Genomic DNA, 18,437 nt, shown 5'->3' on the forward strand with positions numbered 1-18,437 from the left:
CGGTCACACCCCCCTCATCAGCAGGGTCGCGGCGATCAGCACCGCCGTACCTCCGAACATCGAGACCGCGTAGGAGCGGGCGAAGCCGTTCTGCAACTTGCGCAGCCGGCCGGACAGTCCGCCGACGGAGGCGGCGGTGCCGTTGACCACCCCGTCGACCAGGGTGTGGTCCACGTACACCAGCGAGCGGGTGAGGTGCTCGCCACCGCGGACCAGGACGACGTGGTTGAAGTCGTCCTGGAGCAGGTCGCGCCGGGCGGCGCGGGTGAGCAGCGAGCCGCGCGGGGCGACGACCGGCACGGGCTTGCGGCCGTACTGCGCGTACGCGATGCCGACGCCGATCAGCAGCACGACGACCGTGGAGGCGGTCACCGCGCCGGCGCTGATGGGCGGGTGCCCGTGCTCGAACTGGGTGACCGGCTTGAGCCAGTTGACGAAGGCGCTGTTCAGCGAGAACAGCGCGCCCGCGAACACCGATCCGAAGGCCAGCAGGATCATCGGGATCGTCATCGACTTGGGCGACTCGTGCGGGTGCGGCATCTCGCCCGGGTGGACCTCGATGCCGGGCTCGACGCTGGGCGCCGTGTCCGGGTCGGGGGCGGGCTGCCAGCGCTTCTCGCCGAAGAACGTCATGAGCATCACGCGGGTCATGTAGAACGCCGTGATGCCCGCGCCCAGCAGGGCGACGCCGCCGAGGATCCAGCCCTCCGTGCCGCCCTTGGCGAAGGCCGCCTCGATGATCTTGTCCTTGGACCAGAAGCCGGAGAGGCCCGGGAAGCCGATGATCGCCAGGTACCCGAGCCCGAAGGTGACGAAGGTGACCGGCATGTACTTCCTCAGGCCGCCGTACTTCCTCATGTCGACCTCGTCGTTCATGCCGTGCATGACCGAACCGGCGCCGAGGAACAGACCCGCCTTGAAGAAGCCGTGCGTCACCAGGTGCATGATCGCGAACGCGTACCCGATCGGGCCGAGCCCGGCCGCAAGGATCATGTAGCCGATCTGCGACATCGTCGAACCGGCCAGCGCCTTCTTGATGTCGTCCTTCGCGCAACCGACGATCGCACCGAACAGGAGCGTGACCGCGCCGACCACCACGACCGCCAACTGCGCGTCGGGGGCGGCGTTGAAGATGGCGCCCGAGCGCGTGATGAGGTACACGCCGGCGGTCACCATCGTCGCCGCGTGGATGAGGGCCGAGACCGGGGTCGGGCCCTCCATCGCGTCACCCAGCCAGGACTGGAGCGGCACCTGCGCGGACTTGCCGCACGCGGCCAGCAGCAGCATCAGGCCGATGGCCGTCAGCATCCCCTCCGACGTCCCGTCCGTGGCCGCGAGCACCGGCCCGAAGGTGAACGTCCCGAAGGTGGTGAACATCAGCATGATGGCGATCGACAGGCCCATGTCGCCGACCCGGTTGACCAGGAAGGCCTTCTTGGCGGCGGTGGCCGCGCTGGGCTTGTGCTGCCAGAAGCCGATCAGGAGGTACGAGGCGAGGCCGACGCCCTCCCAGCCGAAGTACAGCAGCAGGTAGTTGTCGGCGAGGACCAGCAGCAGCATCGCCGCGAGGAAGAGATTGAGATAGCCGAAGAAGCGGCGCCTGCGCTCGTCGTGCGCCATGTACCCGATCGAGTACACGTGGATGAGCGTGCCCACACCGGTGATGAGCAGGACGAAGGTCATCGAGAGCTGGTCGAGCTGGAAGGCGATGTCCGCCCGGAAGCTCTCCACCGGCACCCAACTGAACAGGTGCTGGTGCAGCGCCCGTTCCTCGGCGCCCCTGCCCAGCATGTCGAAGAAGAGCACCGCCCCGATGGCGAAGGAGGCGGCGGCGAGGAGGGTGCCGAGCCAGTGCCCGGCCCGGTCCAGCCTGCGGCCGCCGCACAACAGGACGGCCGCTCCCAGCAGAGGCGCCGCGACCAGCAGCGCGATCAGATTCTCCACGATTCAGCCCCTCACAGCTTCATCAGGCTGGCGTCGTCGACCGAGGCCGAGTGGCGGGAACGGAACAGCGACACGATGATCGCGAGCCCGACCACGACCTCCGCGGCGGCGACGACCATCGTGAAGAAGGCGATGATCTGGCCGTCGAGATTGCCGTGCATACGGGAGAAGGCGACGAACGCGAGGTTGCAGGCGTTGAGCATCAGCTCGACGCACATGAAGACGACGATCGCGTTCCGCCGGATCAGCACCCCGGCCGCTCCGATGGTGAACAACAGGGCGGCCAGGTACAGGTAATTGACCGGATTCACTGCGCGTTCTCCTCCTCACGGTCCTGGGGCCGGGACGCCTGCGGCTCCGAAGGGCCGCGTCCCAGGCGCTCCTCCGCGCGCTGCTCCAGCGCCTTGAGGTCCTCCAGCGCCTGCCGCGACACGTCGCGGATCTGGCCGCGCGCCCGCAGCGTCCTGCTGACGGTGAGCTCGGACGGCGTGCCGTCGGGCAGCAGGCCGGCAATGTCCACGGCGTTGTGCCGGGCGTAGACACCGGGCGCGGGCAGCGGCGGCAGGTGCTTCCCCTCGCGTACGCGCTGCTCGGACAGTTCGCGCTGGGTACGGGCGCGCTCCGTGCGCTCCCGGTGCGTCAGCACCATCGCGCCGACGGCCGCGGTGATCAGCAGCGCGCCGGTGATCTCGAAGGCGAAGACGTACGTGGTGAAGATCAGCGCCGCGAGACCCTCCACATTGCCCCCGGCGTTCGCCGTGCCGAGGCCCTCGAAGGTGTCCAGCGAGGCCCTGCCGAGCCCGGCGACGAGCAGGATGCCGAAGCCGAGCCCGCAGGCGGCGGCCATCCAGCGCTGGCCCTTGATGGTCTCCTTCAGCGAGTCGGCGGCGGTGACGCCGACGAGCATGACGACGAAGAGGAAGAGCATCATGATGGCGCCGGTGTAGACGATGATCTGCACGACGCCCAGGAAGTACGCCCCGTTGGCGAGGTAGAAGACCGCCAGGATGATCATGGTCCCGGCCAGGCTGAGCGCGCTGTGCACGGCCTTCTTCATCAAGATCGTGCCCAGCGCGCCGACGACGGCGATGGTGCCGAGCACCCAGAACTGCACGGCCTCGCCCGTGGAGGCCGCGGCGGCGAGCGTGCTCATGCGCCGACCACCTTCTTCGACGCGGGCTCGTCCTCACCGAAGTCCGACGCGGCCTCCTGCGGCTTCTCGTCGCCCTTGCCGGACGCGGCCTGCCGCACCGTGCCGGGCGCGGCCTCGGTGACCAGGCCCCGGTAGTAGTCCTGCTCGGTCATGCCGGGGTGGATGGCGTGGGGCGTGTCGACCATGCCCTCCTCCAGGCCCGCGAGGAGCTGCTCCTTGGTGAAGATGAGGTTCGCCCGGGAACTGTCGGCCAGCTCGAACTCGTTCGTCATCGTCAGCGCCCGGGTCGGGCAGGCCTCGATGCACAGTCCGCAGAAGATGCAGCGGGCGTAGTTGATCTGGTAGACGCGGCCGTAGCGCTCACCCGGCGAGTAGCGCTCCTCGTCCGTGTTGTCCGCGCCCTCCACGTAGATGGCGTCGGCCGGGCAGGCCCAGGCGCACAGCTCGCAGCCGACGCACTTCTCCAGGCCGTCCGGGTGGCGGTTGAGCTGGTGCCGGCCGTGGAAGCGCGGCGCCGTCGTCTTCTGCTGCTCCGGGTACTGCTCGGTCAGCCGCTTCTTGAACATGGCCTTGAAGGTCACGCCGAAGCCGGCGACCGGATTCTGGAAATCACTCTCAGACACCGTCAGCCTCCTTTCCCTCACTCACAGTGTCGGACCCACCACTGACAATCAGCTCGCGCTCCGAGCGCGGCCGTCGCCGGGGCACCGGCGGCAGGGTCTGGCCGGGCAGCGGCGGCACGGGGAATCCACCGGCCATCGGGTCGAACTCGGCGGGCGGCGGCGCCGCTTGCGCCTCCTGCTTGGCCTTCTTGTCGCGGAAGACGTCGGCGACGAACGACAGCAGGAGGACCGCGATGACCGCGCCGGCGACGTACAGCACGATCTGCTGGAAGTCGTAGTTCTCGTTGCGCAGCGCCCGCACGGTCGCCACCAGCATCAGCCAGAGGACGGATACGGGGATGAGGACCTTCCAGCCGAGCTTCATGAGCTGGTCGTAACGGACGCGGGGCAGCGTGCCGCGCAGCCAGATGAAGAAGAACAGCAGCAACTGGACCTTGACGACGAACCAGAGCATCGGCCACCAGCCGTGGTTCGCGCCCTCCCAGAAGGTGGAGATCGGGTATGGGGCCCGCCAGCCGCCCAGGAAGAGGGTCACCGACACCGCCGAGACCGTCACCATGTTCACGTACTCGGCGAGCATGAACATCGCGAACTTGATGGAGCTGTACTCGGTGTTGAAGCCGCCGACCAGGTCGCCCTCGGACTCGGGCATGTCGAACGGGGCGCGGTTGGTCTCACCGACCATCGTGACGATGTAGATGATGAACGACACCGGCAGCAGGATGATGTACCAGCGGTCCGCCTGCGCCTCGACGATCGCCGAGGTCGACATCGACCCGGAGTAGAGGAAGACGGACGCGAAGGCGGCGCCCATCGCGATCTCGTAGCTAATCATCTGGGCGCACGAGCGCAGACCGCCGAGGAGCGGGTACGTCGAGCCGGACGACCAGCCGGCCAGCACGATGCCGTAGATGCCGACGGAGGCGACCGCGAGGATGTAGAGCATCGCGATCGGCAGGTCGGTGAGCTGCATCGTGGTGCGCTGCCCGAAGATCGACACCTCGTTGCCGGCCGGGCCGAAGGGGATCACCGCGATCGCCATGAACGCCGGGATGGCCGCGACGATCGGGGCGAGGACGTAGACGACCTTGTCGGCCCGTTTGACGACCACGTCCTCCTTCAGCATCAGCTTGACGCCGTCCGCGAGGGACTGGAGGAGGCCCCAGGGGCCGTGCCGGTTGGGGCCGATGCGGAGCTGCATCCAGGCGACGACCTTGCGCTCCCACACGATGGAGAAGAGCACGGTCACCATCAGGAAGGCGAAGCAGAAGACCGCCTTGATCACCACGAGCCACCAGGGGTCGCGGCCGAACATGGACAGGTCTTCCGCTGCCAGGGTGTACGGGATCATGCCTCCACCTCCGTGCGGGCCGCGGAGTCCGGGGTCGCCGGGGCGAGGCGGACCAGCTTTCCGGGGACGGTGCCCATGGCGGACAGGACGCCGCCCGGGGTCGAGTTGAGCGGCAGCCAGACCACCCGGTCCGGCATGTCGGTGACCGCCAGGGGCAGTTCGACGGAGCCCGCCGGGCCGGTCACCGCGAGGAGGTCGCCGTCCTTGACGCCGGTCTCCGCCGCCGTGGCGGCCGACAGGCGGGCCACCGAGGCGTGGCGGGTGCCCGCCAGGGCCTCGTCGCCTTCCTGGAGGAGGCCCAGGTCGAGCAGCATCCGGTGGCCCGCCAGGACCGCCTCGCCCTCGCCGGCCTGGGGCAGCGGCGCGGCGGACTCCACCGGGTCACCCGCCCGCGTCCCGTCCCACGCGCCGAGCCGGTCCATCTCGGTGCGCACGGCCTTCACGTCCGGCAGCGCGAAGTGGACGTCCATGGTGTCGGCCAGCATGTGCAGCACCCGCGCGTCCGTCGGGGGGAGCGGCCGCGTCATGTGCTGCGGCTTCAGCGCGGCCTCGAACATACGGACCCTGCCCTCCCAGTTGAGGAAGGTGCCGGGCTTCTCGGCGACCGCGGCGACCGGCAGGACCACGTCCGCCCGGTCGGTGACCTCGCCGGGCCGCAGCTCCAGCGACACGACGAACGCCGCGTCCAGGGCCTCACGCGCGCGTGCCGGGTCCGGCAGGTCGGCGACCTCGACTCCCGCGACGAGCAGGGCGCCCAGCTCGCCGGTGGCCGCGGCCTCCACGATCTGGCCCGTGTCCCGTCCGTACCGGTGCGGCAGTTCGCGGACGCCCCAGGCGGCGGCGACCTCGTCACGCGCGCGTGGGTCGGTCGCGGGCCGCCCGCCCGGGAGCAGGGACGGGATCGCGCCCGCCCACACCGCGCCGCGCTCACCGGCCCGGCGCGGGATCCACACCAGCTCCGCCCCGGTCGCCGCCGCGGTGCGCACGGCCGCGGTCAGCGCGCCCGGCACGCCCGCCAGCCGCTCACCGACCACGATGACCGCGCCGGGCTCCCGCAGCGCCCGGGAGGCGGCGGTGCCGTCCGCGTCCAGCCCCGTCCCGGAGGCCAGCGCGTCCAGCCACTCGGGCTCCGTCCCGGGCGCGGCCGGCAGCAGGGTGCCGCCCGCCTTGTGCAGGCCCCGGGTCTCGAACGAGGCCAGCGCGTACGTCCGCTGGCCCTTCTTGCGCCACGCCTTGCGCAGCCGCAGGAAGACGCCCGGCGCCTCCTCCTCCGCCTCCAGCCCGACGAGCAGCACCGCCGGGGCCTTCTCCAGGGAGGTGTACGTGACGCCCGCCCCGTCCAGATCCCTGCCGTGACCGGCGACCCGGGCGGCCAGGAAGTCGGCCTCCTCGCTGCTGTGCACGCGCGCGCGGAAGTCGATGTCGTTGGTGTCGAGCGCGACCCGGGCGAACTTGGCGTACGCGTACGCGTCCTCGACGGTCAGCCGCCCGCCGGTCAGGACGCCCGTGCGCCCCCGGACCAGGCCGCGCGCCGCCGCCTCCAGCGCCTCCGGCCAGGAGGCCGGCTCCAGCTCGCCCGTCTCGGAGCTGCGTACGAGCGGCGTGGTGAGCCGGTCACGCGCTTGCGCGTACCGGAACGCGAAACGTCCCTTGTCGCACAGCCACTCCTCGTTGACCTCCGGGTCGTTGGCGGCGAGCCGTCGCATGACCTTGCCGCGCCGGTGGTCCGTGCGCGTGGCGCAGCCGCCCGCGCAGTGCTCGCAGACGCTCGGCGAGGAGACCAGGTCGAAGGGGCGGGAGCGGAACCGGTACGCCGCCGAGGTCAGCGCGCCGACCGGGCAGATCTGGATGGTGTTGCCGGAGAAGTACGACTCGAACGGGTCGCCCTCCCCCGTACCGACCTGCTGGAGCGCGCCGCGCTCGATCAGCTCGATCATCGGGTCACCCGCGACCTGGTTGGAGAACCGGGTGCAGCGGGCGCACAGCACGCACCGCTCGCGGTCCAGCAGCACCTGCGTGGAGATCGGCACGGGCTTCTCGTAGGTCCGCTTCTTGCCCTCGAAGCGCGACTCGGCCTGCCCGTGCGACATGGCCTGGTTCTGCAGCGGGCACTCGCCGCCCTTGTCGCAGACCGGGCAGTCCAGCGGGTGGTTGATGAGCAGCAGCTCCATCACCCCCACCTGGGCCTTCTCCGCGACCGGCGAGGTGAGCTGCGACTTGACGACCATGCCGTCGGTGCAGGTGATGGTGCACGACGCCATCGGCTTGCGCTGGCCCTCGACCTCGACGATGCACTGCCGGCAGGCGCCGGCCGGGTCGAGGAGGGGGTGGTCGCAGAACCGGGGGATCTCGATGCCGAGCTGCTCGGCGGCGCGGATGACCAGCGTCCCCTTCGGGACGGAGATCTCGATCCCGTCGATGGTCAGGGTGACCAGGTCTTCGGGTGGGACGGCCGCGCTGCCGCCCCCGGCGGGGCCGGATGCCATGACGGTCACGCCGTCACCTCCACGTGGTTGTCCGCCCAGGCGGTCGACTTGGCCGGGTCGAAGGGGCAGCCCTTGCCCGTGATGTGCTGCTCGTACTCCCCGCGGAAGTACTTCAGCGACGAGAAGATCGGCGAGGCGGCGCCGTCGCCGAGGGCGCAGAACGACTTGCCGTTGATGTTGTCGGCGATGTCGTTCAGCTTGTCGAGGTCGCTCATGACGCCCTTGCCGGCCTCGATGTCGCGCAGCAACTGCACCAGCCAGTACGTGCCTTCACGGCAGGGGGTGCACTTGCCGCACGACTCGTGGGCGTAGAACTCGGTCCACCGGGTGACCGCCCGCACCACGCACGTCGTCTCGTCGAAGCACTGGAGCGCCTTGGTGCCGAGCATGGAGCCGGCCGCGCCGACGCCCTCGTAGTCGAGCGGGACGTCGAGGTGCTCGTCGGTGAACATCGGGGTCGACGAGCCGCCGGGCGTCCAGAACTTCAGCCGGTGGCCGGGGCGCATGCCGCCGCTCATGTCGAGCAGTTGCCGCAGGGTGATGCCGAGCGGCGCCTCGTACTGGCCCGGCGAGGCGACGTGGCCGCTGAGCGAGTAGAGCGTGAAGCCGGGGGACTTCTCGCTGCCCATCGACTTGAACCAGTCCTTGCCCCGGTTCAGGATCGCGGGAACCGAGGCGATCGACTCGACGTTGTTCACCACAGTGGGGCACGCGTACAGACCGGCGACCGCGGGGAAGGGGGGACGCAGCCGGGGCTGGCCACGGCGGCCTTCGAGCGAGTCGAGCAGCGCGGTCTCCTCACCGCAGATGTACGCGCCGGCGCCCGCGTGCACGGTGAGTTCGAGGTCGAGTCCGCTGCCGAGGATGTTCGTGCCGAGGTAGCCCGCCTCATACGCCTCACGCACGGCCTCGTGCAGCCTGCGCAGCACGGGGACGACCTCACCGCGCAGATAGATGAAGGCATGGTTGGACCTGATCGCGTAGCACGCGATCACGATCCCCTCGATGAGGGAATGCGGGTTGGCGAAGAGGAGCGGGATGTCCTTGCAGGTCCCGGGCTCCGACTCGTCGGCGTTGACAACAAGATAGTGAGGCTTGCCGTCCCCCTGGGGGATGAACTGCCACTTCATCCCGGTGGGGAAGCCCGCGCCGCCGCGGCCGCGCAGGCCGGAGTCCTTGACGTACGCGATGAGGTCGTCGGGCGTCATGGCGAGGGCCTTCTTCAGCCCCTCGTATCCGTCGTGCCGTTTGTAGGTCTCCAGCGTCCAGGAGTTCGGCTGGTCCCAGAACGCCGACAGGACCGGCGCCAGCAGCTTCTCCGGGCTGGTCGTCTCGGGTGCCAACGTCATCACTCCCCCTCCTCGTTGACCGGGCCGACCGGGCCGGACGGGTGCTCGGGGTCCGAGGCCGAGGTCTGCTGCGGCGCGTCGTGCGAGCTGAGGTGCCCCGAGCCGGGCATGGCCTCGCCCTCGGCGGGCTCGCCGCGCGGGTGGACCACGCGCGCGCCGGGCACGGCCTCGCCCTTGGCGAGCTTCAGGCCGATCAGCGACGCGGGTCCCGCGCCGCCGGTCGCCTCGACCGCGCCGGGGCGCTCGTCTGGGAAGCCGGCCAGGATGCGGGCGGTCTCCTTGTACGTGCACAGGGGCGCGCCGCGCGTGGGCCGGACCGGGCGGCCGGCGCGCAGGTCGTCGACGAGCCGCTTGGCGGACTCGGGCGTCTGGTTGTCGAAGAACTCCCAGTTGACCATCACCACGGGCGCGTAGTCGCAGGCCGCGTTGCACTCGATGTGTTCGAGGGTGACCTTGCCGTCCGGCGTCGTCTCGTTGTTGCCGACTCCGAGGTGCTCCTGGAGCTCCTCGAAGATCGCGTCGCCGCCCATGACCGCGCACAGGGTATTGGTGCACACCCCGACCTGGTAGTCGCCGCCCGGCCCCCGCCGGTACATGGTGTAGAAGGTCGCGACGGCGGTGACCTCGGCGGTGGTCAGGTCCAGCATCTCCGCGCAGAACCGCATGCCGGTGCGGGTCACGTGCCCCTCCTCCGACTGCACCAGGTGCAGCAGCGGCAGCAGGGCGGAGCGGCTGTCGGGGTAGCGGGCGATGACCTCCCTGGCGTCCGCTTCGAGCCGGGCGCGCACATCGGCCGGGTAATCGGGGGCGGGGAGCTGCGGCATCCCCAAGCTGACGTCTGTCATTACCGGTCGACGCCTCCCATCACGGGGTCGATGGACGCGACGGCGACGATGACGTCGGCAACCATGCCGCCCTCGCACATCGCCGCCATGGCCTGGAGGTTGGTGAACGACGGGTCGCGGAAGTGGACCCGGTAGGGGCGGGTGCCGCCGTCGGAGACGACATGGACGCCGAGCTCGCCCTTGGGGGACTCGACCGCCGTGTACGTCTGGCCGGGCGGCACGCGGAAGCCCTCGGTCACCAGCTTGAAGTGGTGGATCAGGGCCTCCATGGAGGTGCCCATGATCTTTTTGATGTGGTCGAGGGAGTTGCCGAGTCCGTCCGGGCCGAGGGCGAGCTGGGCGGGCCAGGCGATCTTCTTGTCGGCGACCATCACCGGGCCCGGCTCCAGCCGCTCCAGGCACTGCTCGACGATCCGCAGCGACTGGCGCATCTCCTCCAGGCGGATGAGGAAGCGGCCGTACGCGTCGCACGTGTCGGCGGTCGGGACGTCGAACTCGTACGTCTCGTAGCCGCAGTACGGGTCGGTCTTGCGCAGGTCGTGCGGCAGCCCGGTGGCGCGGAGGATCGGTCCGGTGGCGCCGAGGGCCATGCAGCCGGCCAGGTCCAGATAGCCGATGTCCTGCATGCGGGCCTTGAAGATGGGGTTGCCGGTGGCGAGCTTGTCGTACTCCGGCAGGTTCTTCTTCATGGTCTTCACGAACTCGCGGAGCTGGTCCATGGCGCCGGGCGGCAGGTCCTGGGCGAGGCCGCCGGGGCGGATGAACGCGTGGTTCATGCGCAGTCCGGTGATCAGTTCGTACAGGTCCAGGATCATCTCGCGGTCCCGGAAGCCGTAGATCATGATCGTGGTGGCGCCCAGCTCCATGCCACCGGTGGCGATGCACACCAGGTGCGAGGAGAGCCGGTTGAGCTCCATCAGCAGGACACGGATGATCGTCGCCCGGTCGGGGATCTGGTCCTCGATGCCGAGGAGCTTCTCCACGCCGAGGCAGTACGCCGCCTCGTTGAAGAACGGCGTCAGGTAATCCATGCGCGTGACGAAGGTGGTGCCCTGCGTCCAGGTCCGGTACTCGAGGTTCTTCTCGATGCCGGTGTGGAGGTAGCCGATGCCGCAGCGGGCCTCGGTGACGGTCTCGCCGTCGAGCTCCAGGATGAGCCGGAGCACGCCGTGCGTGGAGGGGTGCTGGGGGCCCATGTTGACGACGATGCGCTCGTCGTCGGCCTTGGCCGCGGACTGGACGACCTCGTCCCAGTCGCCGCCGGTGACCGTGTAGACGGTGCCTTCGGTGGTCTCGCGGACCTCGGCCTCGGGGGCCTGGGGGGCATGGGGTGTGGTCACGAGTACGACCTCCGCTGGTCCGGAGCCGGGATCTGGGCGCCCTTGTACTCGACGGGGATGCCGCCGAGGGGGTAGTCCTTGCGCTGCGGGAAGCCCTGCCAGTCGTCCGGCATCATGATCCGGGTGAGGGCGGGGTGGCCGTCGAAGATCAGGCCGAAGAAGTCGTACGTCTCCCGCTCGTGCCAGTCGTTGGTCGGATAGACCTCGACGAGCGAGGGGACGTGCGGATCGGTGTCCGGGGCGGTGACTTCGAGCCGGATCAGCCGGCCGTGGGTGAGCGAGCGCAGGTGGTACACGGCGTGCAGCTCGCGGCCCTTGTCCTGGGGGTAGTGGACGCCGCTGACGCCCGTGCACAGCTCGAAGCGCAGGGCGGGGTCGTCGCGCAGGGTGCGGGCGACGCGCACGATGTGCTCGCGGGCGATGTGGAAGGTCAGCTCGCCCCGGTCGACGACCGTCTTCTCGATGGCGCTCGACGGGACGAGGCCCTGCTCCTCCAGGGCGCCCTCCAGCTCGTCGGCGACCTCGTCGAACCAGCCGCCGTAGGGCCGGGTGGCCGGGCCGGGCAGGCGTACGGAGCGGACGAGGCCGCCGTAGCCGGAGGTGTCGCCGCCGTTGTTCGCGCCGAACATGCCGCGCTGGAGCCGGACCTCCTCCCCGTGCTCGCCGCGCTGACCGGGCAGGTTCTGCGCGCTGAGGTCCTTGTCGGGATTCGGCTGATCGCTCACAGCGCGCCCCCTTCCGTCTCGTCGGCCTGGCGCCGCACGGGCCCGCCGGCCGTCGTCGTCCGCGGCCCGGTGCCCGTCCGGCCGCCCGTCCCGGCGTCCCGCACGGGAGCCATCGCGAAGGCGGGCGCGAGGGACGCGCCCCGCACCGTGGCCCTGCCGCGGGCCGGGCCGGCGCCGTGGCGGCTGATGTCGCGGTCGTCGCTCACCTCAGCAGCCCCTTCATCTCGATCGTGGGCAGCGCCTTCAGCGCCGCCTCCTCCGCCTCGCGGGCCGCTTCCGCCGCGTTGACGCCGAGCTTGGAGCCCTGGATCTTCTGGTGGAGCTTGAGGATCGCGTCCATCAGCATCTCCGGGCGCGGCGGGCAGCCCGGCAAATAGATGTCAACGGGAACAATGTGGTCAACGCCCTGCACAATCGCGTAATTGTTGAACATCCCACCCGATGAGGCACAAACCCCCATGGAGATCACCCACTTGGGGTTCGGCATCTGGTCGTAGACCTGACGCAGGACGGGCGCCATCTTCTGGCTCACCCGGCCGGCCACGATCATCAGGTCCGCCTGGCGCGGTGAGCCGCGGAAGACCTCCATGCCGAAGCGCGCCAGGTCGTACCGCCCGGCGCCGGTCGTCATCATCTCGATGGCGCAGCAGGCGAGGCCGAAGGTCGCGGGGAAGACGGACGCCTTGCGCACCCAGCCCGCGGCCTGTTCGACGGTCGTCAGCAGAAAACCGCTCGGCAGCTTCTCTTCGAGTCCCATTGGTGCCCCTCAGCCCCTCAGTCCCATTCCAGGCCGCCGCGCCGCCACACGTACGCGTAGGCGACGAAGACGGTGAGCACGAAGAGCAGCATCTCCACGAGCCCGAAAAGCCCCAGGGCGTCGAAGCTGACGGCCCAGGGGTAGAGGAAGACGATCTCGATGTCGAAGACGATGAAGAGCATCGCCGTCAGGTAGTACTTGATGGGGAAGCGGCCCCCTCCGGCCGGAGTGGGCGTCGGCTCGATACCGCACTCGTAAGCCTCAAGCTTCGCCCGGTTGTACCTCTTTGGGCCGATAAGCGTGGCCATGACCACGGAGAAGATCGCAAACCCTGCCCCGAGGGCGCCGAGCACGAGGATGGGCGTGTAGGCATTCACGCTCCTCGCTCCTTCCAGTCGTCCTTGACCGATGGACCGCACCGGGCACCGTCTCGCCGCCTCGCGAAGATCGTGCACATGTGAGGCAGTTCACAAGCCCGACTGCTTCGCATCCTATGCCCGTCGATCTGTGATCTGCGACACGGGGTACGACAACGCCTTTGTGATCTCCACCACCCGGCGAAGGATCATGAATTCACCGTGAGGGCGATCTTCATACCGGGTGCGTCCAGACGCTCACAAGGCGTGACATTTCCGGGGCCAGGACCAGGTCAGAGGGGTCGGGCCCTATCAAGGGATGGTGACTACAAGCAAATTCGCCCTGGACTCGCACGGGTGATAAAGAGCCTCGCCTCACTCACGCGAGGGGCCCGCCCGTACCGAAGTGGACACGTGCGCGCTTTCACGATCTTCCGGGCATCTTCGACGGTGACCTTCCTGTGACCTGCATCACCCGGCCACCGGGCCGACGAAAGCGGGCTTGGCCACCGGAGTGAAGGAGTGGTAAGCGCACGGCAATTCGGACGTTTCGCGGAAAACCCATGATCACGGCCGTGATCACCAGAGTCCGCATTGTCCGTTACGGCGTCAATAAGGGGCAGACGGAAGCGGATTCAACCAATCCGCGCGCAACTGTGGCGCAACACACGTTTCTTGAAGGGAACCGTGAAGCCCTGATAGCGGTTGTACTCATGTCCCACACCGCTCACATACCCAGCCACCGGAAGCCCCGCCGCAGCGCTTCGAAGCTCTCGCTGCGCGCCGGAGTTGCCGGTGGCGTCCTCAGCACCATCGCGGTGGCCGGTGCTGCCGGGCCGGCGAACGCCGAGCCGGTGACCGAGACCATCGAGATGCCCACCCTGAACGCGGACCTGTCCGCGGACCTGTCGAGCGCCGTCGCCGCCTCCGCCGAGGCGACGCAGCAGATCGCGCTCGACCAGGAGCTGCAGGCACAGGAGGACGCCGCAGCCGCCAAGGCCGCGAAGGAAGCCAAGACGGCCAAGGCCGAGGCGGAGCGCAAGGCGGAGGCCGAGGAGGCCCGGCGCAAGGCCGAGGCGAAGGCCCAGGCCGAGGCCGCCGAGCGCGCCTCCCGCTCCTCCGAGCGCACCACGCTGTCCGCCTCCGTCGGCTCCGACGACGGCGGCTCCTCCTACGACTCCGGCCAGGCGACCGGCTCCGCCGCGGCGATCGTGGCGTTCGCCCGCGCCCAGGTCGGCGACGCCTACGTCATGGGCAGCACCGGCCCCAACTCCTGGGACTGCTCCGGCCTCGTCCAGGCCGCGTACCGCCAGGCCGGCATCGAGCTCCCGCGCGTCTCGGGCGACCAGTCGAGCCGCGGCACCTCCGTCTCGCTGGACAACCTCCAGCCGGGCGACATCCTCTACTGGGGCAGCCGGAGCAACTCGTACCACGTGGCGATCTACGTGGGTGACGGCAAGTTCGTCGGCGCGCAGAACCCCAGCACCGGTGTCGTCGAGCGCTCGCTCGACTACGACATGCCGTCGGGCGCGGTCCGCGTGCTCTGAGGCGTACGCACAGGGCTTGAAGGGCCGTCGCTCCCCCGCTCGGGGAGGGAGCGACGGCCCTTCGGCGTGCCCCCGGCCGTACCGGTACGCAGCAGGAAGTGCGCCGCGACGCCCGCGAGCAGGCCCCAGAACGGCGAGCCGATCCCGGCGATCGTCACGCCCGACGCGGTGGCCAGGAAGGTGATGACGGAGGCCTCCCGGTCGCGTTCGTCGGCGACCGTACGGGCCAGGCTGCCCGCGATCGAGCCGAGCAGCGCCACCCCGGCGAGCGTGGCGACCAGCGCCTTCGGCAGCCCGGTGAACAGCGCGACCAGGGTGGAGCCGAAGCAGCCGACCACCAGGTACCCGACGCCGCACGTCACCCCGGCGATCCACCGCTTGGCCGGGTCCCGGTGCGCGTCCGGCCCGGTGCAGATCGCCGCCGTGATGGCCGCCGGGTTGACCGCGTGCGACCCGAACGGCGCCAGCAGCACCGACACCAGGCCCGTCGTCCCGCACACCACCCGGCTGTCCGGCCGGTACCCGGCGGCGTTCAGCACCGCGATGCCCGGCGCGTACTGGCCCGCCAGGGTCGCCACCAGCAGCGGCACGCCGATCCCGACGAGCGCCCCGACCGAGAACTGAGGCGCCGTGAAATGGGGGACGGCGAGCCCCAATCCGGGCAAATCCACCCGCAGCCCGCCGGTCGCCCCCGCCACCGCCAGCCCGGCCACGAGCGCGCACACCACCGCGTACGTCGGCACCAGGCGCCGCGCGAGCAGGTACGCCAGCAGCATCGCGCCGGCGAGCAGCGGCGCGTTGCGCACCGAGGTGAACACGGCCGTGCCGAAGGAGAACAGCGTCCCGGCGAGCATCGCCGCGACCACGCCCGCCGGGATGCGGGCCATCACCCGGGCGAACACCCCGGTGGCGGTGAGCACCGTGGCGGCCACGCCCGCCGCCAGGAAGGCGCCGACGGCCTCGGCGTAGCCGTGCTGGGGCAGGGCGGTGACGAGGATCGCCGCGCCGGGCGTGGAGAACGCGGTGATGACCGGCGCGCGGCTCCACCAGCTCAAGCCCACGCAGGTGACGCCCGCGCCGATGGACACCGCCCACACCCACGACGACGCCTGCGCCTCCGTGAGCCCGGCCGCGGAGGCGGCGGCCAGGACGAGGGCGAGCGGCCCGGCGTACGAGACCACCATCGCCACCGTCCCGGCGGTGACGGCCGTCAGGGGCAGGGCCCCACCGGTACGTATCGGTCCACGCGGGCCACGCTCTCCACTGGTCACGGGCTCATCGTGCCGTACCCCGGTCAGCGGGCGCCGAACGCGTCCACCAGGTGGCCTCCGGCCGGCCGTCAGGCCTTGGGGGCCACCTTCGACAGGCCGTTGATGATGCGGTCCATCGCGTCGCCGCCCGTCGGGTCGGTCAGGTTGGCGAGCATCTTCAGCGCGAACTTCATCAGCAGCGGGTGCGTCAGGCCGCGCTGCGTGGCGATCTTCATGACCTTCGGGTTGCCGATCAGCTTCACGAAGGCGCGGCCGAGCGTGTAGTAGCCGCCGTAGGTGTCCTTGAGGATCTTCGGGTAGTTGTGCAGGGCCAGTTCGCGCTGGGCCGGGGTCGCGCGGGCGTGGGCCTGGACGATGACGTCGGCGGCGAGCTGCCCGGACTCCATGGCGTACGCGATGCCCTCGCCGTTGAACGGGTTGACCAGGCCGCCCGCGTCGCCGACCAGCAGCAGGCCGCGCGTGTAGTGCGGCTGGCGGTTGAAGGCCATCGGCAGGGCGGCGCCGCGGATGGGACCGGTCATGTTCTCGGGGACGTACCCCCAGTCCTCCGGCATGGAGGCGCACCAGGCCTTCAGCACCTCGCGCCAGTCGAGCTCCTTGAAGGAGTCGGAGGTGTTGAGGACGCCGAGGCCGACGTTGGACGTGCCGTCGCCCATGCCGAAGATCCAGCCGTAGCCCGGCAGCAGCCGGTCCTCGCCGGGGCCGCGCCGGTCCCACAGCTCCAGCCAGGACTCCAGGTAGTCGTCGTCGTGGCGCGGGGAGGTGAAGTACGTCCGGACGGCGACGCCCATCGGCCGGTCCTCGCGCCGGTGCAGGCCCATGGCGAGGGACAGGCGCGTGGAGTTGCCGTCGGCCGCGACGACGAGCGGCGCGTGGAAGGTGACCGGCGTCTTCTCCTCGCCGAGCCTGGCGTGGACGCCGGTGATCCGGCCGGTGCGGTCGTCCACGATCGGGGCGCCGACGTTGCACCGCTCGTACAGCCGCGCCCCGGCCTTCTGAGCCTGGCGGGCCAACTGCTCGTCGAAGTCGTCGCGCTTGCGGACCAGTCCGTAGTCCGGGTAGGAGGCCAGCTCGGGCCAGTCGAGCTGGAGGCGGACGCCGCCGCCGATGATGCGCAGCCCCTTGTTCCGCAGCCAGCCCGCCTCCTCGGAGATGTCGATGCCCATCGCCACGAGCTGCTTGGCGGCGCGGGGCGTCAGCCCGTCGCCGCAGACCTTCTCGCGCGGGAACGCGGTCTTCTCCAGGAGCAGGACGTCCAGGCCGGCCTTGGCGAGGTAGTACGCGGTCGTCGAACCGGCCGGACCGGCCCCGACGACGATCACATCCGCGGTGTGTTCGGAGAGGGGCTGCTGCTCGGTCACGGCGGGGTCTCCCGAATACTCGAAACTGCGTACCGGACGGCACAGGACGTGTGCAGTCTATGGGGACGTACCGATCACCGACCCGAAGGGCCACCCCGATGACCGAGCTGCTCCCCGCCGCCGTCGAGCCCGTAGTCCGGCTGCGTGTGCCGACGGACGAGGACGCGTACGCCTGGCACCGGGTCTTCGACGACCCGGAGGTCATGGAGTTCTTCCAGGGCGGCCCGGCCGAGCTGTCCGTCTACCACGAGTTCACCGCCCGCCAGCGCCGGCACGACGCCGAACTCGGCTTCTGCCTGTGGACCCTGCTGGACGAGGACGGCGAGGTCATCGGCTTCACGGGCGCGCAGCCGTGGCCGCACGAGTGGGGGCCGGCCGGTGAGGTGGAGATCGGCTGGCGGCTGGCCCGGGCCGCGTGGGGCAAGGGGTACGCGACGGCCGCCGCCCGCGCCACGCTGGAGCGGCTCCGGGCGGCGGGGGTGGAGCGGGTGGTCGCGATGGTGAACACCCGCAACGAGCGGTCGGTGGCGGTGACGCGGCGGCTCGGGATGACGCGGGCGGAGACGTACGCCATCCCGGACAGCGGCGGGCAGGAGGGGTACTGCTTCCGCCTGGAGCTCTAGCCCGTCAGGCCTTCGTGCCCCGGTGCAGGGCCACGATCCCGCCCGTCAGGTTCCGCCACGCCACCTTCGACCAGCCGGCCCGCTTCAGGAGCCCCGCCAGCGTCGGCTGGTCGGGCCAGCTCTGGATGGACTCGGCGAGGTAGACGTATGCGTCGGGGTTGGACGACACGGCGCGCGCGACCGGCGGCAGCGCGCGCATCAGGTACTCCTCGTACACCGTCCGGAACGGCGCCCAGGTGGGGTGCGAGAACTCGCAGATGACGACGCGCCCGCCGGGCTTGGTCACCCGGTACAGCTCGCGCAGCGCGGCGTCGGTGTCCTGGACGTTGCGCAGCCCGAAGGAGATGGTCACCGCGTCGAAGACCCCGTCGCGGAAGGGCAGCCCGGTCGCGTCGCCGGCGGTCAGCGGCAGCCACGGGTGGCGCTTCTTGCCCTCGCGCAGCATGCCGAGCGAGAAGTCGCACGGCACGACGAACGCGCCCGCCCGCGCGAACGGCAGCGACGAGGTGCCGGTGCCGGCCGCGAGGTCGAGGACCTTGTCGCCGGGGCGCGCGTCGACCGCCTTGGCGACCTCCTTGCGCCACCGCCGGTCCTGGCCGAGCGAGAGGACGTCGTTGGTGAGGTCGTAGTTCGCGGCGACGTCGTCGAACATGGAGGCGACTTCGTGCGGCTGCTTGTCCAGGGTTGCTCGGGTCACGGGCCCATT

General features: G+C 70.4%; 18 protein-coding genes. 2 read left to right on the top strand and 16 right to left on the bottom strand.

The annotated features are described in order from the left end of the window. Positions 1 to 3: 3 nt before the first annotated feature. The 13 genes from nuoL to ACZ46W_RS30155 are packed head-to-tail and all read right to left on the bottom strand — an operon-like array spanning position 4 to position 12,950. A complete protein-coding gene (nuoL, locus tag ACZ46W_RS30095; RefSeq protein WP_468344116.1) occupies positions 4 to 1,944 on the bottom strand; it encodes an NADH-quinone oxidoreductase subunit L in 1,941 nt (646 codons plus the stop codon). A gap of 11 nt (positions 1,945 to 1,955) precedes the next feature. Beyond that, the gene (gene nuoK, locus ACZ46W_RS30100; RefSeq protein WP_069927518.1) at positions 1,956 to 2,255 is read right to left on the bottom strand and encodes an NADH-quinone oxidoreductase subunit NuoK; all 300 of its coding nucleotides are present in this window, start codon (positions 2,253 to 2,255) and stop codon (positions 1,956 to 1,958) included. Further along, complete coding sequence (locus ACZ46W_RS30105; RefSeq protein WP_468344120.1) at positions 2,252 to 3,097, bottom strand: NADH-quinone oxidoreductase subunit J; 846 nt, start codon at positions 3,095 to 3,097, stop codon at positions 2,252 to 2,254. Before ACZ46W_RS30105 ends, nuoK begins: the two co-directional genes overlap by 4 nt. After that, positions 3,094 to 3,720, bottom strand: a complete 627-nt coding sequence (gene nuoI, locus ACZ46W_RS30110) for an NADH-quinone oxidoreductase subunit NuoI (RefSeq protein ID WP_468344123.1) — start codon at positions 3,718 to 3,720, stop codon at positions 3,094 to 3,096. The genes ACZ46W_RS30105 and nuoI overlap by 4 nt, the downstream gene beginning before the upstream one ends. Next, complete coding sequence (gene nuoH / locus ACZ46W_RS30115; protein WP_468344126.1) at positions 3,713 to 5,071, bottom strand: NADH-quinone oxidoreductase subunit NuoH; 1,359 nt, start codon at positions 5,069 to 5,071, stop codon at positions 3,713 to 3,715. Before nuoH ends, nuoI begins: the two co-directional genes overlap by 8 nt. After that, on the bottom strand, positions 5,068 to 7,566 hold the full coding sequence (locus ACZ46W_RS30120) for an NADH-quinone oxidoreductase subunit G (RefSeq protein ID WP_468344129.1): 2,499 nt from the start codon (positions 7,564 to 7,566) through the stop codon (positions 5,068 to 5,070). The genes nuoH and ACZ46W_RS30120 overlap by 4 nt, the downstream gene beginning before the upstream one ends. After that, entirely contained in the window at positions 7,563 to 8,906 is a 1,344-nt protein-coding gene (nuoF, locus tag ACZ46W_RS30125) for an NADH-quinone oxidoreductase subunit NuoF (protein ID WP_468344132.1), read from the bottom strand. Before nuoF ends, ACZ46W_RS30120 begins: the two co-directional genes overlap by 4 nt. Next, on the bottom strand, positions 8,906 to 9,751 hold the full coding sequence (nuoE, locus tag ACZ46W_RS30130) for an NADH-quinone oxidoreductase subunit NuoE (protein ID WP_468344135.1): 846 nt from the start codon (positions 9,749 to 9,751) through the stop codon (positions 8,906 to 8,908). The genes nuoF and nuoE overlap by 1 nt, the downstream gene beginning before the upstream one ends. Next, positions 9,751 to 11,091 (bottom strand): NADH-quinone oxidoreductase subunit D, encoded by a 1,341-nt coding sequence (locus tag ACZ46W_RS30135; protein WP_468344138.1) that lies wholly within the window; start codon positions 11,089 to 11,091, stop codon positions 9,751 to 9,753. Before ACZ46W_RS30135 ends, nuoE begins: the two co-directional genes overlap by 1 nt. After that, the gene (locus ACZ46W_RS30140) at positions 11,088 to 11,816 is read right to left on the bottom strand and encodes an NADH-quinone oxidoreductase subunit C (protein ID WP_468344141.1); all 729 of its coding nucleotides are present in this window, start codon (positions 11,814 to 11,816) and stop codon (positions 11,088 to 11,090) included. Before ACZ46W_RS30140 ends, ACZ46W_RS30135 begins: the two co-directional genes overlap by 4 nt. Further along, entirely contained in the window at positions 11,813 to 12,022 is a 210-nt protein-coding gene (locus ACZ46W_RS30145; protein WP_468344144.1) for a hypothetical protein, read from the bottom strand. The genes ACZ46W_RS30140 and ACZ46W_RS30145 overlap by 4 nt, the downstream gene beginning before the upstream one ends. Continuing rightward, positions 12,019 to 12,573 (bottom strand): NuoB/complex I 20 kDa subunit family protein, encoded by a 555-nt coding sequence (locus ACZ46W_RS30150; protein ID WP_399750895.1) that lies wholly within the window; start codon positions 12,571 to 12,573, stop codon positions 12,019 to 12,021. Before ACZ46W_RS30150 ends, ACZ46W_RS30145 begins: the two co-directional genes overlap by 4 nt. Before the next feature lie 17 nt (positions 12,574 to 12,590). Beyond that, entirely contained in the window at positions 12,591 to 12,950 is a 360-nt protein-coding gene (locus tag ACZ46W_RS30155; RefSeq protein WP_126885585.1) for an NADH-quinone oxidoreductase subunit A, read from the bottom strand. A gap of 692 nt (positions 12,951 to 13,642) precedes the next feature. Between ACZ46W_RS30155 and ACZ46W_RS30160 the strand changes: the two genes are divergently transcribed. Further along, the gene (locus ACZ46W_RS30160) at positions 13,643 to 14,476 is read left to right on the top strand and encodes a C40 family peptidase (RefSeq protein WP_468344149.1); all 834 of its coding nucleotides are present in this window, start codon (positions 13,643 to 13,645) and stop codon (positions 14,474 to 14,476) included. Here ACZ46W_RS30160 and ACZ46W_RS30165 read toward each other — a convergent pair. Together ACZ46W_RS30165 and ACZ46W_RS30170 are read right to left on the bottom strand one after the other, a co-directional pair. After that, entirely contained in the window at positions 14,440 to 15,747 is a 1,308-nt protein-coding gene (locus tag ACZ46W_RS30165) for a benzoate/H(+) symporter BenE family transporter (RefSeq protein ID WP_468344152.1), read from the bottom strand. The genes ACZ46W_RS30160 and ACZ46W_RS30165 overlap by 37 nt on opposite strands. Positions 15,748 to 15,815: 68 nt before the next feature. Beyond that, positions 15,816 to 17,108 (bottom strand): geranylgeranyl reductase family protein, encoded by a 1,293-nt coding sequence (locus tag ACZ46W_RS30170; protein WP_468344155.1) that lies wholly within the window; start codon positions 17,106 to 17,108, stop codon positions 15,816 to 15,818. A gap of 98 nt (positions 17,109 to 17,206) precedes the next feature. Here ACZ46W_RS30170 and ACZ46W_RS30175 point away from each other — a divergent pair, with 98 nt between their 5' ends. Next, on the top strand, positions 17,207 to 17,731 hold the full coding sequence (locus ACZ46W_RS30175; RefSeq protein WP_468344158.1) for a GNAT family N-acetyltransferase: 525 nt from the start codon (positions 17,207 to 17,209) through the stop codon (positions 17,729 to 17,731). Positions 17,732 to 17,735: 4 nt separating this feature from the next. Here the strand turns inward: ACZ46W_RS30175 and ACZ46W_RS30180 are convergent, their stop codons facing one another. Continuing rightward, positions 17,736 to 18,428: a demethylmenaquinone methyltransferase gene (locus ACZ46W_RS30180; RefSeq protein ID WP_468344161.1), complete on the bottom strand. Its 693-nt coding sequence runs from the start codon at positions 18,426 to 18,428 to the stop codon at positions 17,736 to 17,738. Positions 18,429 to 18,437 lie beyond the last annotated feature (9 nt).

It is taken from the genome of Streptomyces sp. NPDC031064, from assembly GCF_055570965.1.

Bases quoted from the DNA above. Each gene is read 5' to 3' on its own strand.
- nuoH (WP_468344126.1), bottom strand. From the start codon at position 5,071: ATGATCCCGTACACCCTGGCAGCGGAAGACCTGTCCATGTTCGGCCGC.
- ACZ46W_RS30175 (WP_468344158.1), top strand. From the start codon at position 17,207: ATGACCGAGCTGCTCCCCGCCGCCGTCGAGCCCGTAGTCCGGCTGCGT.
- ACZ46W_RS30150 (WP_399750895.1), bottom strand. From the start codon at position 12,573: ATGGGACTCGAAGAGAAGCTGCCGAGCGGTTTTCTGCTGACGACCGTC.
- ACZ46W_RS30105 (WP_468344120.1), bottom strand. From the start codon at position 3,097: ATGAGCACGCTCGCCGCCGCGGCCTCCACGGGCGAGGCCGTGCAGTTC.
- ACZ46W_RS30160 (WP_468344149.1), top strand. From the start codon at position 13,643: ATGTCCCACACCGCTCACATACCCAGCCACCGGAAGCCCCGCCGCAGC.
- nuoF (WP_468344132.1), bottom strand. From the start codon at position 8,906: ATGACGTTGGCACCCGAGACGACCAGCCCGGAGAAGCTGCTGGCGCCG.
- nuoE (WP_468344135.1), bottom strand. From the start codon at position 9,751: ATGACAGACGTCAGCTTGGGGATGCCGCAGCTCCCCGCCCCCGATTAC.